This window comes from Salinisphaera sp. SPP-AMP-43, assembly GCF_049568105.1.
Classification (GTDB): domain Bacteria; phylum Pseudomonadota; class Gammaproteobacteria; order Nevskiales; family Salinisphaeraceae; genus Salinisphaera.
This window is the reverse complement of sequence record NZ_CP145335.1, coordinates 1,600,072-1,616,050: the sequence shown is the minus strand read 5'-3', so window position 1 is coordinate 1,616,050 and position 15,979 is coordinate 1,600,072. Positions and strand designations below refer to the sequence as shown.

Genomic DNA, 15,979 nt, shown 5'->3' with positions numbered 1-15,979 from the left:
GCCCGGCACCGAGATTAATATGCTGTCACCGGATTACGGTTATCGATGGCGCAGCCTGTCTGCCAAAAAGTCGATGAAGACGCGCACTCGAGCGGGCATATGGGCGCCGCCAATGAAAACCGCATTGACCTCCTCCCGGTCGCCCGGGTTATACGCCTCGAGCAGTGTGACGAGACGGCCATCGGCGATTTCGGCGGCCACGCTGAAAGCGCCCACCCGCGTAACGCCGACCCCGGCGGTGGCGAGCTGCCCTAGCGTTTCGCCGTTGTTGGCCTCGACGTTGCCGGACACGCTTAGCGCATAGTCACGCCCTTCGTCGCGGAAGGGCCAAGTGGGCTCGGCGCGACGGAAGTTGAAGTTGAGGCAGTTGTGGCTGTGCAAGTCGTGCGGTATTTGCGGCGTGCCGTGGCGCGCGAGGTAGTCGGGCGAGGCGACAATCACTCGGCGGTTGTCACCTAGCCGGCGGGCATTGAACGAACTGTCGGGTAGAGGACCGAAGCGGATAGCGACATCCGCTTGGCCGGCGGCTATATCCACCACCGCATCGCTCAGGCTTATATCGACCAGAATATGCGGATAGCGCGCGGCAAATTCCTTCAACAGCGGCACCACGCACAGCCGCCCATGCGACTGGGCAGCGCTGACCCGGAGCCGGCCTTGCGGCGCGCCCAGATCGGCGATGGCCTGCTCGGTGTCATCGAGATCGGAAATGATGCGCCGCGCGGCTTGTAGATAGGCTCGGCCCTCTGCGGTCAGCGTCAACGACCGGGTGGTGCGCAGCACCAGCCGCACGCCGAGGCGCTGCTCAATGCGGTGCACCGTGCGGCTGACCGCCGAAGGCGTGATGCCCAGTTGCCGCCCCGCCGCCGAAAAACTGCCCGCCTCGGCGATTGCCACAAATACTTCCAGTGCACGGGTGCGGTCCGCTGATGAGAGCACTTGTGCGTTCATATCAAAACTCCTTGGCTTGGCTACCGGCTACTGCCGATCAAAAGAGACCTTTATCTTTGCCTCGAAATCTCAGCAAAGGAAAGTCACCATGGAATATCGTCAATTGGGGGCGTCGGGGCTGCGGGTGCCGGTTCTGAGTTTTGGGGCGGGCACTTTCGGCGGCCAGGGGCCGCTCTTCAGCGCCTGGGGCGACAGCAACGCAGCGCAGGCGAGGCGCCTGGTCGATATCTGCCTGGAAGCTGGTGTCACGCTGTTCGATACCGCGGACGTCTACTCCAACGGCGCTTCTGAGGAAATACTCGGCGAAGCGATTCGCGGGCGGCGCAATGAGGTGCTGATCTCGACCAAGACAGGTTTGCCTCTGGGCGACGGGCCACAGGACTGGGGCGTCTCGCGCGGGCGGGTGATTCGTGCCGTCGAGGCGTCGCTGCGTCGGCTGAATACCGACTATATCGATGTCTTCCAGCTGCACGCCTACGACGCCTCGACCCCGCCGGAAGAACTGCTCGCTACCCTTGACCTACTGGTACGCCAGGGAAAACTGCGCCATATCGGCGTCTCCAATTACCCCGGCTGGCAGCTGATGAAAGCCTTGGCGCTGGCCGATCGGCATGGCTGGCCACGTTTCTTCGCTCATCAAGTCTATTACTCCTTGGTCGGGCGTGACTACGAGGCGGATCTGATGCCGCTTGGCAACGATCAGGGCGTTGGCGCATTGGTCTGGAGCCCGCTCGGCTGGGGCCGGTTGACTGGCAAGGTACGACGCGACAGCCCGATTCCCGAAGGCAGCCGCCTCCACGAAACCGCGAAGTTCGCGCCCCCGGTTGCCGAAGATGATCTCTACCGAGTCGTCGATGCGCTCGATGACATCGCAGCGGAAACCGGCAAGAGCGTTCCGCAGATTGCCCTCAACTGGCTCATCGCGCGGCCGACGGTCTCGTCCGTGATCATCGGCGCGCGTAACGAAGCGCAACTGCACGACAACCTCGGTGCGGTGGGCTGGTCGCTGACACCGGCGCAGGTCGCACGACTGGATGCGGCGAGCGACACGCTTCCACCCTATCCGCACGCGCCTTACCACTACCAGGAGGGATTCGCCCGGTTGAATCCGCGACTGGTCGGGACTGTGGGAGCTTCCGCATGACCCTCAACCCTCCCCTGTTTGCGCTCGCCATCGGTGCCTTCGGTATCGGCATCAGCGAATTCTCACCCATGGGCCTGCTGCCGCTGATTGCCGGTGATCTCGATGTGTCCATTCCTATCGCGGGATTGTTGATCAGCGCCTATGCGGTCGGGGTGATGGTAGGCGCACCGCTGATGACGCTAACCAGCGGAAAGATGAAGCGGCGCTCCCTGCTGATCGGCCTGGCCGCCATTTTCACGCTAGGAAACCTGCTGGCGGCACTTTCGCAGAGCTACGGCATGCTGATGGCTGCGAGAATCGTCACCTCGCTCAATCACGGCGCGTTTTTCGGTGTCGGTGCGGTCGTAGCCGCCAGCCTGGTAGCACCAGGGCGAGGTGCGAGCGCGGTCGCGACGATGTTCATGGGTCTGACCCTGGCGACCGTGGTGGGTGTGCCGCTGGCGACCTGGATGGGTGAACAGTTCGGCTGGCGGCTGCCCTTTTGGGGCTTTACCGCAATCGGGTTGGTCACCATGCTGGCGCTGCGTCTGACCCTCCCCGACAGACCGGCGCCCAACGGCGGTGGCGCGCTGGCAGAACTCAAGGTGCTTGGGCACGCTTCGGTGATCGTGGCGCTGACGCTCACCGTGCTAGGCGCAAGTGCGATGTTCACGGTCTACACTTATATCGTGCCACTGTTACGGCACGAAGCAGAAGCGTCCGTGGCCTTCGTGACCGTCATGCTTGTGGTCTACGGGCTGGGCCTGATGGTGGGTAATTGGCTGGGTGGCCACTATGCCGATCGCTCGGTCGACCGCACCCTCCTCGTTACGCTTGCCAGCCTAACGTTGGTGCTGATCGCCCTTGCCCTGCTGGTGCCGTTTCCAGCACCGACAATCCTGCTGATCTTTCTGTGGGGCATCACGAGTTTCGCCATCGTGCCGCCCCTGCAGATACGCGTCATTGGCGCGGCGGGCAATGCGCCCAACCTGGCCTCGGCGGTCAATATCGGGGCTTTCAACCTTGGCAACGCCGTGGGTGCGGCCCTGGGCGGCGCGGTGATCGCCGCCGGGCTCGGCTATCAGGCGTTACCGCTGGCCGGCGCGGTGATGTCGGTGCTCGCGCTCATCGGGGTATGGATAGCCTCAAGAGGAGGCAGCGGCTCCCAGGCGGACGATAAAACCGTTCCGTGTTAAGTCCGCTCGCGGCATTTGCACGGCATTTTTGGGGACAACCACGTTTTAAGCCGCCAAGTGAGCGATTTCACCGACTAACGCAATAAAACGTGGTCTGGAGTGGCCCGGTTTTCACGGACATCACTGAGAAGGGACAATCGATCCCAAGGAGATGTCCGCATGGCCAAACGCAAGCAGTTTTCCAAGCAGTTCAAGCTCCAGGCGCTGGAGCTATTTGAAGAATCAGGGCGCCAAGCAACGGAGGTCGCTCGCGAGCTGGGCGTGCGCCGCAACCAGCTTTACAAATGGCAAGCCGAGCTCTGGGCCAAAGGCGAGGATCAGGCGTTTCAGGGGCCGGGGCGACCAGCGCCCGCCGATGAACACTCGGAAGTCGAGGCCCTTCGCCGCGAGATCGCGCAGCTCAAGGAGGAGAACGCGATCTTAAAAAAAGCGGCGGCGTACTTCGCGCGCGAGCTGCCGTGAAGTACGCCTTTATTCGATCGGCACAAAGCGCCCATCGCGTCCGAACACTCTGTTGCGTGCTCGGCGTCAGCCGATCAGGCTTTTATGCCTGGCAGCGGCGGGGGCCATCGCCGCGATCACGGCGTGACGTGCAGCTTGCGGCGCGGATCAGCGACATACAGGCCGCATCTCGACAGGCGTACGGTTACCGCAAGAGCTGGGCGGCGCTCGAACGCGAAGGCATCGCGTGCGGCAAACACCGTGTCGCCCGCCTGCGACGCGAACGTGGTATCTGGGCGAAGCGGCGTCGCCGCTTCGTGACGGCAACCCGAGCGCGGCATACCGTCGATCGCGCCCCGAACCGCCTGGGCCGGCGTTTCCGAACCGCAGCGCCGGATCGAGTCTGGGTCGGTGATGTCACCTTCATACCGACCCGCGAAGGCTGGCTGTATCTAGCCGTGCAGATCGATCTGTATGCCCGGGCCGTGGTTGGTTGGGCCATGAGCTCTCGGAACAACACGGCCCTAGTGACAAATGCCCTGGACATGGCGATCGAGCAACGACAGCCGACGTCCGGCTTGATCCATCACACCGATCAAGGACAGACCTATATCGCGGCTTCTTATCAGAAGCGACTGCGAGAACAGGGGATGATCTCGAGCATGTCCCGGCGCGGTGACTGCTGGGATAACGCGGTCGCAGAAAGCTTCTTTGCAACCCTCAAGTTCGAGCTGATGGATCGCAATCCCTTCGAATCTCGGCGGGTTGCTCGTACCGCGATCTTCGAATACATCGAGGCGTTCTATAACCGTCAACGGCTGCATCAGACGCTCGGCTATCGAACACCGCTGGAAGTCGAGGAAGCGTCAGGATTTGACGCTTAATTTACCTGTCCGTGATAACCGGGCCAGCTCAGTCTGTCCCCTATTGTCCCGACAGCCGAAGTTATCCGTTTGACCTGTGATGTCTCATTTAGAACGTTAGCCCGCCGCGTCGTTTCGCGTTTGCGACCTGAACCCACCCTGTCGGGGGGCGGGCAGCTCAACCCGTTACTGATTGTCGAAGGTCCTCCCGCATTCTGGCTACAAAAACGGCATCTAACTCCACCGCTGCGAGCAGACCTTCCAGCGAATCTAATAATTCTCCAATTAGAACCGAATCTTTCCGGTGATTCTTTACGATGTCAAAAAGCCACGACGCGAAAAATGACTGAGCTGCCGTCGCAACTGTTGGATCTACCATCGTTACTGCCGTCGCGATACGATTTCCCGTAAAGCCAAACTTCGCAAGCTTCGCTGAACGGCGGTTGTAAATTTTTATCTGCTTGTTTAAGTCGTCAATTGCGTGCTCGAACTGATCCTTATCGGCTACTGCGCTAGGTAGTCGGCTCAGCAGCTCACGAACTCTAGATGATTCCGAGGAAGTCTGCCCTCTAGCAAGACTGATGATATCCGCCTTTGGGTCCAGCCGCAGTAATCCGGTAATTGCGGGTTCCAACTCGAAGTCCGATAGTCTGCTGAACTGGTGCGCAGGAAAACTAGGGTTATAGAAATTGCAAATCAATTCCATATAAAACGAATTGTCGTGCGTGGCAGAGAGCGGGAGTGGGGCTGGAAACGCGCCTAACGCACCAGCCCACTCAATCATCTGTCCGGAAATGTCAATCTCTAACTCGCGCTCTTTATTAACCGCGGCTCGGACAATATCGGATGCGAGTCTTCCGAAACCAATCCCAGTAGAGATTCCAACCGCCCCGCTCTGCGCAAGCCTGAATTGCTCAAACTGCCAAATTTTAGCGAGCGATTGGGACGTAGCCTTAATCACGTTTCGTATGTGTCGATCTTCAACGTCGCCACCGACTTGCTCCAGAACTTTGAGAATGCCTCGTTTCTCGGCAATTGGCAGCGGTGAGTACAGCAATGGAAAACGCGCCCTGGATTGTTGAACCGCCGCGAGCGCAAGCCGGCGAGTCAATATCGGTTCATGTTCGCTAATGTCAAAAAGCGATCCAAGCCTTTTTTGATCGTATCGCTCGACCGACTGTGGAAGTATGATCCTGATAAACCCACACTCAACAAGCTGCGAAAACTCGGCTTCTGTGACCTCCAAACTTCGAAGTGATCGCTCGAAGGCACCTGTTGGCGGGAATATGTAATCGATACCGTCGTAAAGAAGAATGTACCAGCGAAGATTTCTACTTGAAGGAATATCGCCTCGAATTAAGCATCTTGTTCCACACTTTAACTCGATAGTGTTTAAGCTACGCTCTGGGCGCCATAGCCTTTTTTGCTGATCGGACCATAGGTCTTGATCTCGTTCAGCGCTCCTAGACACAGATCGCGGAGCTCCGTCGCTCCGAAGAAGTGAAACTGGCCTCAATACGGGAAAACGATTTGCGGGCACAGTACGTTGCGGTCGTGGTTTGGCAACCACCACTTTTATCGGACCAAGATAGCCAATAGCGTTCTGCGCGTCTTCTAAGCACCTTCGTTCGTCATCGGAAATCTCTCTTTCAACAGTTATAACCAAACGACGTGGATCAAATCGATAATCTGCGCTAAAGGTCGGGAAATCGCCAGGCAAGCGCGCAGCAAGTACAGACTGATAATCTAAGCTCGTTAAAGATCTTCCTGTCTCGATATCGACTGACCCCAAATTTGTTTCGTTGACCCGCTTTGCGCCTGGCGGCACGTCGGTCACTAAATTCAGGTGCCACCCGACTGGTTTAAAAGCATGGTTAAACCAGCTTTTAAGTGAATCATAGCCTTTCGGAGCTTCGTCTAACTCGATATTTTCGCAAACAATGTAGTTGGAGTTCCCATCTTGATAAAGGCCTAAAACATTGATTGTAGGAAACTCCAGCAAAAACTGGATGTAATAAAACTTTGCACTTTCGCTCGAAATACGTTTGAGAGTGTCACTATCCTCTGCAGTTATTTCCGGTTTCTGAGCCATCTACTAATTCTCTTTAGTTATTTGGTAGGCATTCCAACTCACTGAAAACTCTACAACGAACTGCGGCCAGATTGGGCTGTCCAGTTCTCACAGACGGCAGATCAAGTTCTGCAGATCCGGGGACAGTGCAGATCCGGGGACAGCGCAGATCCGGGGACAGCGCAGATCCGGGACCGAATAATAGGGGACAGACTACGTTTTTCTCCAAAGGGTTCCCATAAAGGCAGCTACGTCTTTGTGCCTTCGAATGGCGAATCTATTGAAAACCCATCAGGCATTGAAGTCGAAGTCGATTTGCAAACGCTTATCCAGAATATATATGCCGCCCCGAACGCGCTCGTTTGGTTCCTTAATCTCGGGGAGAATAGGGGACAGACTGAGCTGGCCCGGTTATCACGGACAGGTAAATTAAGCGTCAAATCCTGACGCTTCCTCGACTTCCAGCGGTGTTCGATAGCCGAGCGTCTGATGCAGCCGTTGACGGTTATAGAACGCCTCGATGTATTCGAAGATCGCGGTACGAGCAACCCGCCGAGATTCGAAGGGATTGCGATCCATCAGCTCGAACTTGAGGGTTGCAAAGAAGCTTTCTGCGACCGCGTTATCCCAGCAGTCACCGCGCCGGGACATGCTCGAGATCATCCCCTGTTCTCGCAGTCGCTTCTGATAAGAAGCCGCGATATAGGTCTGTCCTTGATCGGTGTGATGGATCAAGCCGGACGTCGGCTGTCGTTGCTCGATCGCCATGTCCAGGGCATTTGTCACTAGGGCCGTGTTGTTCCGAGAGCTCATGGCCCAACCAACCACGGCCCGGGCATACAGATCGATCTGCACGGCTAGATACAGCCAGCCTTCGCGGGTCGGTATGAAGGTGACATCACCGACCCAGACTCGATCCGGCGCTGCGGTTCGGAAACGCCGGCCCAGGCGGTTCGGGGCGCGATCGACGGTATGCCGCGCTCGGGTTGCCGTCACGAAGCGGCGACGCCGCTTCGCCCAGATACCACGTTCGCGTCGCAGGCGGGCGACACGGTGTTTGCCGCACGCGATGCCTTCGCGTTCGAGCGCCGCCCAGCTCTTGCGGTAACCGTACGCCTGTCGAGATGCGGCCTGTATGTCGCTGATCCGCGCCGCAAGCTGCACGTCACGCCGTGATCGCGGCGATGGCCCCCGCCGCTGCCAGGCATAAAAGCCTGATCGGCTGACGCCGAGCACGCAACAGAGTGTTCGGACGCGATGGGCGCTTTGTGCCGATCGAATAAAGGCGTACTTCACGGCAGCTCGCGCGCGAAGTACGCCGCCGCTTTTTTTAAGATCGCGTTCTCCTCCTTGAGCTGCGCGATCTCGCGGCGAAGGGCCTCGACTTCCGAGTGTTCATCGGCGGGCGCTGGTCGCCCCGGCCCCTGAAACGCCTGATCCTCGCCTTTGGCCCAGAGCTCGGCTTGCCATTTGTAAAGCTGGTTGCGGCGCACGCCCAGCTCGCGAGCGACCTCCGTTGCTTGGCGCCCTGATTCTTCAAATAGCTCCAGCGCCTGGAGCTTGAACTGCTTGGAAAACTGCTTGCGTTTGGCCATGCGGACATCTCCTTGGGATCGATTGTCCCTTCTCAGTGATGTCCGTGAAAACCGGGCCACTCCAGACCACGGTTTCCATCCCCGTTTACAATCCATTACTCAGCGGTCAGCGGCACTCAGGCCATCAAAGCCTCAAGCTCGCCCGACCGGTCAGCCGGCAAACGCCGCGCCTGCATCGCGATATTGAGCTCCCGCGCCACGGCGCTGATCTCAAGCGTCGACGCATCCACCGCATAGCCCTGCTCGTGGAGCCAGCGCAAGACATCCGCCAAATGCCAGAGCGACGGATTGCCTTCATGAACAGCGACCGGAAACGTCGCAGCGTGATTCAAAGCGATCTTACGCAGATTCTGTCGCGACATCCCGACATGCTCGGCGATATCGGTGAGTCCGACGTAATCCGGCAGCACCTCGATCAACTCGGCATGATCGAGTGCGCGTCGCACGTCAGCGATCGCGCTTTCCAGGGCTTGCTGACCGCTTTCGGCTTCGCGAGAGAATTCCAGGGCAAGCCGGCCGGTCTGCCCGATACCGGGCAACGCATCATCACAACCCGCCTCGAACAAGCGATCGAGAAGCGCCTGATCGTCGCCGTCGTACTCGTGCAGGCGGTATTTCAGCGTGAAGATGTATTCCATGGCGATTTCCACCGAATCAGTTCGACTCGCCCGATCCGCCGGTGCATTTATCGACGACGCGGCGAATCTGGCGGGCGTGGGCTTCGGGATTTTTCGGCGTACTCCAGATACTCGTGATGCAAAACTCGCCGCAGCGACACTCGGCATCGTTATGCGGGCAGAACAATCGGCCCCACGCATGACCGCGGCTTTTTTCGACCCGCCAACCGTAGGCTTCGGCATGCGCTATGGCCTGCTCGATGTCCTTGCTTGGATGCTTGAAGTCGCGCGCCATGCGTCGAGATCGATTGTTCTCTTAACCAAGCTAGTTGTCAACTGACAACCGCCCTACTCCCACTCAATCGTCCCCGGCGGCTTCCCGGTCACGTCATAGACCACCCGAGAAATCCCGTCTACTTCGTTGACGATGCGGGTCGACACTCTTCCCAACAGTTCATACGGCAGCTCCGCCCACTTGGCCGTCATGAAGTCGATGGTCTCGACCGCACGAAGTGCTACGACGTGTTCGTAGCGGCGGCCGTCGCCGGTGACGCCGACGCTGGAGACCGGGAGATACACAGCGAAGGCCTGGCTGACTTTGTCGTACCAGCCCGAGTCGCGGAGTTCGGCGATGAAGATGGCGTCGGCAGCGCGGAGTTTGTCGGCGTATTCCTTTTTCACTTCGCCGAGGATGCGCACGCCCAGCCCCGGGCCCGGGAACGGGTGGCGCATGAGCATGTCGCGTGGCAAACCGAGGGCCAGGCCGAGTTCGCGGACTTCATCCTTGAACAGTTCGCGCAGCGGTTCGACCAGGCCGAGCTTCATGTCTTCCGGCAGGCCGCCGACGTTGTGATGGCTCTTGATGACGTGGGCCTTTCCCGTGGCCGAGCCCGCCGATTCGATGACGTCCGGGTAGATCGTGCCCTGGGCGAGCCAGTCGATGTTGGTGAGTTCGGCGGCGTGGGCATCGAAGACTTCGATGAAGGTGTTGCCGATGATCTTGCGCTTGGCTTCCGGGTCGGCAACGCCTTCGAGCTTGGCCATGAACTGACTTTCCGCATCCGCGCGAATGACGTTCAGGCCCTTGTGGTCGGCGAAGGTAGCCATGACTTCGTCGCCTTCGTGCAGGCGCAGCAGACCGTTGTCGACGAACACGCAGATCAGGTTTTCGCCGATCGCCTCATGCACGAGCGCGGCGGTGACCGAGCTATCCACCCCGCCGGACAAACCCAGCAGGACGCGCTGATCGCCGACCTGTTCGCGGATACGCTCTATCAGATCTTCGATGATGTGCTCGGAAGTCCAGAGCCCGCTGCAGCCGCAGATCTCGTGGACGAAGCGAGAGAGTATCCGCTTGCCCTGCGGCGTGTGGGTGACTTCCGGATGGAACTGGATGCCATAGTAGCCGCGCTCTTCGTCGGCCATGCCGGCCAGCGGCGCGCCGTCGGTGTTGGCGATGCGCTTGAAGCCTTCTGGCAGTTCCTTGACGCGGTCGCCGTGGCTCATCCAGACATCGAGCAGGCCGTGGCCTTCGTCGTTGACGTGGTCTTCGATGTCGTGGAACAGCTTGGAATGGCCGCGAGCACGGACCTGGGCATAGCCGAATTCCTTGTGCGCCGAGGTCTCGACTTCGCCGCCGAGCTGGGCGGCCATGGTCTGCATGCCGTAGCAGATGCCAAGCACCGGGACGCCGAGCGCCCAGACGGCCTCGGGCGCGCGTGGGCCCTGCTCCACGGTGACCGATTCCGGACCGCCAGAGAGGATGACCCCGTTCGGGTTGAAGTCCCGAACGTAGTGGTCGGCCACGTCCCAGGCATAGATTTCGCAGTAAACATTGGCCTCGCGCACGCGGCGCGCGATGAGCTGGGTGTACTGGCTGCCAAAGTCGAGAATGAGGATTTTCTCGGCGTGGATGTCCTGGGTCATCGTCGTCCTGGGCTCGGTGGTGATTCTTTTAGGCCTGCTTTATCCGCGGATCGCGCAGATTTTGGCGGTTGGGCGTTTGTGCTGTTGAGAATTTTTGGCGCTGTCAGGTTCGGCGGCCGATTCTTTCAGACATTGTCCGCAGATCGACACAGATTCACGCCGATGGCGATTGGGCTTTCGTGGCGTGGCTGGCTTGGGGCGCTTCTCGCATTGGGCGCTCCGAAATATGCGTTCGAAAAACACATTCAACCGGCCAATTTTTTCTGCCTTGAATCTGCGTCATCTGCGGAATCTGCGGATAACAATAGAAGCGTTCTCTATCTCGCGATTGCCGGCTATTGAAGTGCTCAAGCCGGCGTAGTGACCTCCGCGAATTACTGTCTAACTTTCTGCCTTTGATCTGTATGCATCTGTGTCGATCTACGCACGATTAAAAGAACTCTTGTCCAAACAAGAAAAGCGCAGACCCAACCAGACCTGCGCTTTTCCTTTAATCAAACAACGCCGAACACGCTTTAGTCGACGCGGTAGTTCGGCGCTTCCTTGGTGATATTCACGTCGTGCACATGCGATTCTTTCATGCCCGCCGAAGTGATCTGCACGAACGTCGGCTTGGTGCGCATCTCAGTGATGCTGTGGCAGCCGGTATAGCCCATGGCGGCTCGGAGGCCACCGATCAGCTGGTGCACGATGCCGCCGAGCGGGCCCTTGTACGGCACGCGGCCTTCGATGCCTTCGGGCACGAGTTTCTGGATTTCCTCGGAGGGATCCTGGAAATAGCGATCGGCACTGCCTTGGCTGCCGCTCATCGCGCCCAGCGAGCCCATGCCGCGATAGGCCTTGAACGAGCGCCCCTGGTAGAGCTCGATCTCGCCCGGGGCTTCTTCGGTGCCGGCGAACATGCCGCCGATCATCACTGCATGCGCGCCGGCGACCAGCGCCTTGGCCAGGTCACCGGAGAAACGAATGCCGCCATCGGCGATCACCGGGACATCGGTGTCGGCCAGCGCGGCCGTGACGTTAGCCACTGCCGAGATCTGCGGCACGCCAATGCCGGCCACGATTCGCGTGGTACAGATCGAGCCCGGCCCGATGCCGACCTTGACCGCATCGACCCCGGCGTCGGCCAATGCCTTGGCGCCTTCGGCTGTACCGACGTTGCCACCGATGAGCTGCAGATTGGGGAAGCGCTGTTTGAGTTCGCTGATGGTGGCGAGCACGCCCGAGGAATGGCCGTGGGCGGTATCGACCACCACGACATCCACGCCAGCATCGACCAGCGCCTGGACTCGCTCGAAGGCATCTGGCCCGGGCCCGACCGCCGCGCCCACGCGCAAGCTGCCCGCGGCGTCCTTACAGGCGTTGGGGAAGTCGGTGGACTTCTGGATGTCCTTGACGGTGATCATACCGGTCAGGGTGAAATCGTCGTTGACCACCAACACTTTCTCGATGCGGTGGGTATGGAACAGCGACAGGATCTCGTCGCGGGCTGCGCCTTCCTGCACCGTGACCAGCTTCTCGCGCGGGGTCATCACCGAAGTGACCGGTGCGTCGAAGCGGGTCTCGAACCGCAGGTCGCGGCTGGTGACGATCCCGACCGGGCTGCCGTTATCGACCACCGGCACGCCGGAGATGCCCTGGGCGCGGGTCAGATCCAGCACTTCGCGGATAGTCGCGTTCGGGCCGACCGTGATCGGGTCCGAAATCACACCGGATTCGTATTTCTTGACCGTGCGTACGTGCTGGGCCTGGCGCGCGGCCGGCATCGACTTGTGAATAATACCGATGCCGCCTTCTTGGGCCAACGCGATCGCCAAAGAGGCTTCGGTGACCGTGTCCATGGCCGCCGAAATCAGCGGAATGTTAAGCGTGATGCCACGGGTCAGCCGGGTCGATAGGTCGACCTCGCGCGGCAATACGTCGGAGTAGGCAGGCTGCAACAAGACGTCGTCGAACGTCAGGGCTTGCTCGCTGATTCTTAGGGTCATAGGCTCGCCAGCGGTGAGCGGCCGGTCTGCGCCCCAAGGCGTTCGTGGCCGCCGCAAAGACCGCGGATTATACAGGCTCGCGCGGCATGGATCACTAAGCGCTGGCGGCTGTTCGACAGCACGCGCCCAAACGGCGCAGCTGCGGCCCGTCTTTCGTCTCGTCACACGGCCGGATTCCGACATGACCACAGCCCAGCAAGGCCCTACGGTCTTTACCGTCAGCGAACTTAACCAGGCCGCCCGCGACCTGCTCGAGCAGAGCTTCGGCCTGCTCTGGGTCGAGGGCGAAATCTCCAATCTCGCACGCCCCCGCTCGGGGCATGTTTATTTCTCGCTCAAGGACGGCGACGCCCAAGTGCGCTGTGCGTTGTTCCGCAATAAGGCACGCCTGCTACGGGTGGCCCTCGACAACGGCGCCCAGATCCGGGTGCGGGCGCGGGTGAGCCTGTATGCCGCACGCGGCGAGTTCCAGCTGATCGTCGAACACGCCGAGGATGCCGGCGCCGGCGCCCTGCAGCGCGCCTTCGAACAGCTGCGCGCCCAACTGGATGCCGAAGGCCTGTTCGCCGCCGCACGCAAGCGTGCCCTGCCCGCGGCCCCGGCGCGTATCGGTGTGATCACCTCGGCGACCGGGGCCGCGATTCGCGACGTATTGTCGGTGGTCTCGCGACGCTATCCGCTCGGTGCGCTGCGGCTGTTTCCGGTCGCCGTTCAAGGCGAGGCCGCGGCACCGGCGATCGTCCGTGCCCTGGCCCGGGCCGGCGAACGCAGCGACTGCGATGTGTTGCTATTGGTACGCGGCGGCGGCGCGCTCGAGGACCTTTGGGCATTCAACGAAGAAAGCGTGGCGCGGGCGATCGTGGCCTGCCCGATCCCGGTCGTGTCCGGGGTCGGGCATGAAGTGGACGTCACGATCGCCGATCTTGCCGCGGATATGCGGGCGGCTACGCCTTCCGCTGCAGCCGAGCTGGTATGCCCGGATCTGAGCGCCCATGCAGCGAGTCTGTCGCGTTTGGCGGCCACGCTCGAGCAACGCACGAGCGGCCGCCTGAACGCCGCCCGTCAGCAACTCGTCGGCCTGGAGCAGCGGCTGGCCCGGCAGAGCCCGATCCGCCGGATCGAAGTGGCTGCGCAGCGCCTGGACGAGGCCGAGCAAAGACTCGCACGGATTGCGCGAACCCAGCTCGATTCCCGGCGTCGACATCTACAATTAGTCGAAGATCGGCTCTACCGCGCGACGCCGAAACGACGTATCGACCAGGCCCAGACCCGCCTGGCCGGCCTATCGCAACGTGTTGAGCGAGCTGGCATCACCCAGGTCCGGCAAGCCGACCAGCGGCTACGGGTCGCAGCCCGCGCGCTGCATAGCGTGAGCCCGTTGCAGACCCTGGAACGCGGTTATGCTATAGCTCGTGATGCGCAGGGCGCGATCCTGCGCGATGCTGAGGCCGTGGCCGTAGGCGAGACCGTCGCGATCGATCTGGCGAGAGGGCAGCTGGACTGCGAAGTCCGCACTCGACGAGAGCGCCGCGACCTGGGCGACGACGACCGAACAACCAAGTGATGGCTCGAGCGCAAAGCGCGCTGGGCTTGGACAGCACTGACCCAAGGGGTTTCGATAACGAGATGACGAGCACGCCGCACACCGCAACCCTGCGCCTGGCCTTGGCCGCGACCGCGTTGGTCAGCGCCCTCGCCGTCACCGGCTGTGTCAACGGCCCACGGCTGGTAACCCCCGATCCGCCGCCAGTGCCCGACGGCGGCCCATCGGTTCCCAGCAGCAATACGGCAGTACTCGATACCGACCAGCAGGTAGTCGCCGATACCGCCGAAGGCCATATCAAGATCGAGGCCGGGCCCGGCATGCGGCGGGTTTTCAATTGGGATGGGCTGCGCCGTGGCGCGATCATCAAGGCGCGCAGCACCCCCTTTGCCGGCGGCGACAGCAAGGGCATCTACTTCGACGGCGAGCCGAAAGTCTGGAAGCCAGCCAAGGGCATCAGCAAGTTGCGTTACGAAGAAGGCCGTCGCGACTTCGACAATGTCGACGATGCCATGATCTGGATGCAGATCCGTCGGCTGTACTACACCTATAACGACGATGGCCTGGCGATCGGCTGGAAGCGCGAAGGCAACACCCTGCATGTCGAGCTGTGGCAGTTCTATATCAATGGCTCGAAGCCTTCGTCGCTGCCGGATTCGGAAAGCACCCATATCGCTCGCGGGCCGCTCAAGATCGAACCGCAGAAGATGTATCCGCATCTGGTGTTCGCCGACGGGCATACCGAGCCCTACAACACCGACACGGCGTCGGAATATTCCAACGCTCGTAGCGGCGGCGCATCGGCAACTGCCTCATCGTCCCAGGCCAGCGATTGCAACTGGTTCCAGCGTGTTTTTCGGCAGTGCTCGTCGGATGACCAAGCCGACAGTGCCACCGACAACGACACGAGCGCGACAACGACTGTCGCTTCGACGTCGAACACCCAGACTGCGACCGACAACAGCGCATCGACGGCAGCCAGCGATACCAGCCCCGACAGCACAGCTGATGCGTCGAACGATCCAACCACACAGTCGAATGCCGATGCGCCGAAAGCCGCGATATCGGGCAAGGTCGTTAATATTCGCAGCCGCCCGAGCACCAGTTCCGATGTGCTGATGAAAGCCAAGAAAGGCGATTCGGTGGCGATCCTGAAAGAAGATCGCGGCTGGCGTTACGTGCAATTCGATGACGGCCGCAAGGGCTGGGTCGCCGACTTCCTGCTCAAGCATCAAGGCTAGCAAGATTCATAGCGCACGGCCCCGACCACTGTCGGGGCCGTCGATCATCGCTTTATAGCCTGCTGGTGTGGGGTATCGTCCTGCACTAGCCCTGCACTAGCCCTGCACTAGCCCTGCACTAGCTCTGCACCAGGTCTGCCCTTGGCTCCAGCGGCCGTTTGCGGCTGCAACGTCGAACACAGCGCGGCGCTACGGCCAACCCGCTGCGTGCAGGCGGGCTCGATGCGCGCTTGACCGAATCGCCCAAGCAAAAGAACCAGCAGCTGGGTCGTGAACGGCCTACCGTAGGCCAGCGGGCGCGTTGTCGCTTTCTGGCCCAAAGCAGTAGGCCGCGATCGCTGCGCCTCGTTGAGCGCCATAGCCTTGGGCGCAGACGCGCAATACCGATAGCGTCTATGCCGACCGCGCAGGCCATGCGTCCGCG

14 protein-coding genes are annotated in these 15,979 nt (G+C 60.7%); 6 read left to right on the top strand and 8 right to left on the bottom strand.

What is annotated here, in order from left to right; genetic code table 11:
• Nucleotides 1–39 precede the first annotated feature (39 nt).
• Nucleotides 40–951 (bottom strand): LysR family transcriptional regulator, encoded by a 912-nt coding sequence (locus tag V5738_RS06865; protein WP_423823685.1) that lies wholly within the window; start codon nt 949–951, stop codon nt 40–42.
• 88 nt (nt 952–1,039) lie between these two features.
• Between V5738_RS06865 and V5738_RS06860 the strand changes: the two genes are divergently transcribed.
• From V5738_RS06860 to V5738_RS06845, 4 genes are all read left to right on the top strand, one after another.
• Entirely contained in the window at nt 1,040–2,095 is a 1,056-nt protein-coding gene (locus tag V5738_RS06860) for an aldo/keto reductase (protein WP_423823684.1), read from the top strand.
• Nucleotides 2,092–3,270, top strand: a complete 1,179-nt coding sequence (locus V5738_RS06855) for an MFS transporter (RefSeq protein WP_423823683.1) — start codon at nt 2,092–2,094, stop codon at nt 3,268–3,270. Before V5738_RS06860 ends, V5738_RS06855 begins: the two co-directional genes overlap by 4 nt.
• 159 nt (nt 3,271–3,429) lie before the next feature.
• Complete coding sequence (locus V5738_RS06850) at nt 3,430–3,732, top strand: transposase (RefSeq protein WP_423823680.1); 303 nt, start codon at nt 3,430–3,432, stop codon at nt 3,730–3,732.
• Nucleotides 3,729–4,595 (top strand): IS3 family transposase, encoded by an 867-nt coding sequence (locus tag V5738_RS06845; RefSeq protein ID WP_423823681.1) that lies wholly within the window; start codon nt 3,729–3,731, stop codon nt 4,593–4,595. Before V5738_RS06850 ends, V5738_RS06845 begins: the two co-directional genes overlap by 4 nt.
• Nucleotides 4,596–4,752: 157 nt before the next feature.
• On the opposite strand, the gene V5738_RS06840 is transcribed toward V5738_RS06845, so the two are convergent.
• The 7 genes from V5738_RS06840 to guaB form a co-directional block, all read right to left on the bottom strand.
• Nucleotides 4,753–6,666 carry a hypothetical protein gene (locus V5738_RS06840; RefSeq protein WP_423823682.1) on the bottom strand — a complete coding sequence of 638 codons (1,914 nt, stop codon included), beginning with the start codon at nt 6,664–6,666 and terminating at the stop codon, nt 4,753–4,755.
• Nucleotides 6,667–7,074: 408 nt separating this feature from the next.
• Nucleotides 7,075–7,941, bottom strand: a complete 867-nt coding sequence (locus tag V5738_RS06835) for an IS3 family transposase (protein WP_423823681.1) — start codon at nt 7,939–7,941, stop codon at nt 7,075–7,077.
• A complete protein-coding gene (locus tag V5738_RS06830) occupies nt 7,938–8,240 on the bottom strand; it encodes a transposase (RefSeq protein WP_423823680.1) in 303 nt (100 codons plus the stop codon). Before V5738_RS06830 ends, V5738_RS06835 begins: the two co-directional genes overlap by 4 nt.
• A 116-nt stretch (nt 8,241–8,356) precedes the next feature.
• Nucleotides 8,357–8,878, bottom strand: a complete 522-nt coding sequence (locus V5738_RS06825; RefSeq protein WP_423823679.1) for a helix-turn-helix transcriptional regulator — start codon at nt 8,876–8,878, stop codon at nt 8,357–8,359.
• Between the two features lie 16 nt (nt 8,879–8,894).
• Entirely contained in the window at nt 8,895–9,152 is a 258-nt protein-coding gene (locus V5738_RS06820; protein WP_423823678.1) for a hypothetical protein, read from the bottom strand.
• A gap of 53 nt (nt 9,153–9,205) precedes the next feature.
• Nucleotides 9,206–10,783 carry a glutamine-hydrolyzing GMP synthase gene (gene guaA / locus V5738_RS06815; RefSeq protein ID WP_423823677.1) on the bottom strand — a complete coding sequence of 526 codons (1,578 nt, stop codon included), beginning with the start codon at nt 10,781–10,783 and terminating at the stop codon, nt 9,206–9,208.
• Between the two features lie 515 nt (nt 10,784–11,298).
• Nucleotides 11,299–12,771, bottom strand: coding sequence for an IMP dehydrogenase (guaB, locus tag V5738_RS06810; protein WP_423823676.1), 1,473 nt, complete (start codon nt 12,769–12,771; stop codon nt 11,299–11,301).
• A 181-nt stretch (nt 12,772–12,952) separates the two neighbouring features.
• Here guaB and xseA point away from each other — a divergent pair, with 181 nt between their 5' ends.
• The gene (gene xseA, locus V5738_RS06805; protein ID WP_423823675.1) at nt 12,953–14,335 is read left to right on the top strand and encodes an exodeoxyribonuclease VII large subunit; all 1,383 of its coding nucleotides are present in this window, start codon (nt 12,953–12,955) and stop codon (nt 14,333–14,335) included.
• Complete coding sequence (locus tag V5738_RS06800) at nt 14,335–15,555, top strand: SH3 domain-containing protein (protein WP_423823674.1); 1,221 nt, start codon at nt 14,335–14,337, stop codon at nt 15,553–15,555. Before xseA ends, V5738_RS06800 begins: the two co-directional genes overlap by 1 nt.
• Nucleotides 15,556–15,979: the final 424 nt, after the last annotated feature.

Coding starts and splice junctions, on each gene's coding strand:
- V5738_RS06865 (WP_423823685.1), bottom strand. CDS start 951: ATGAACGCACAAGTGCTCTCATCAGCGGACCGCACCCGTGCACTGGAA.
- V5738_RS06860 (WP_423823684.1), top strand. CDS start 1,040: ATGGAATATCGTCAATTGGGGGCGTCGGGGCTGCGGGTGCCGGTTCTG.
- V5738_RS06855 (WP_423823683.1), top strand. CDS start 2,092: ATGACCCTCAACCCTCCCCTGTTTGCGCTCGCCATCGGTGCCTTCGGT.
- V5738_RS06850 (WP_423823680.1), top strand. CDS start 3,430: ATGGCCAAACGCAAGCAGTTTTCCAAGCAGTTCAAGCTCCAGGCGCTG.
- V5738_RS06840 (WP_423823682.1), bottom strand. CDS start 6,666: ATGGCTCAGAAACCGGAAATAACTGCAGAGGATAGTGACACTCTCAAA.
- V5738_RS06830 (WP_423823680.1), bottom strand. CDS start 8,240: ATGGCCAAACGCAAGCAGTTTTCCAAGCAGTTCAAGCTCCAGGCGCTG.
- V5738_RS06825 (WP_423823679.1), bottom strand. CDS start 8,878: ATGGAATACATCTTCACGCTGAAATACCGCCTGCACGAGTACGACGGC.
- V5738_RS06820 (WP_423823678.1), bottom strand. CDS start 9,152: ATGGCGCGCGACTTCAAGCATCCAAGCAAGGACATCGAGCAGGCCATA.
- guaA (WP_423823677.1), bottom strand. CDS start 10,783: ATGACCCAGGACATCCACGCCGAGAAAATCCTCATTCTCGACTTTGGC.
- guaB (WP_423823676.1), bottom strand. CDS start 12,771: ATGACCCTAAGAATCAGCGAGCAAGCCCTGACGTTCGACGACGTCTTG.
- xseA (WP_423823675.1), top strand. CDS start 12,953: ATGACCACAGCCCAGCAAGGCCCTACGGTCTTTACCGTCAGCGAACTT.
- V5738_RS06800 (WP_423823674.1), top strand. CDS start 14,335: ATGGCTCGAGCGCAAAGCGCGCTGGGCTTGGACAGCACTGACCCAAGG.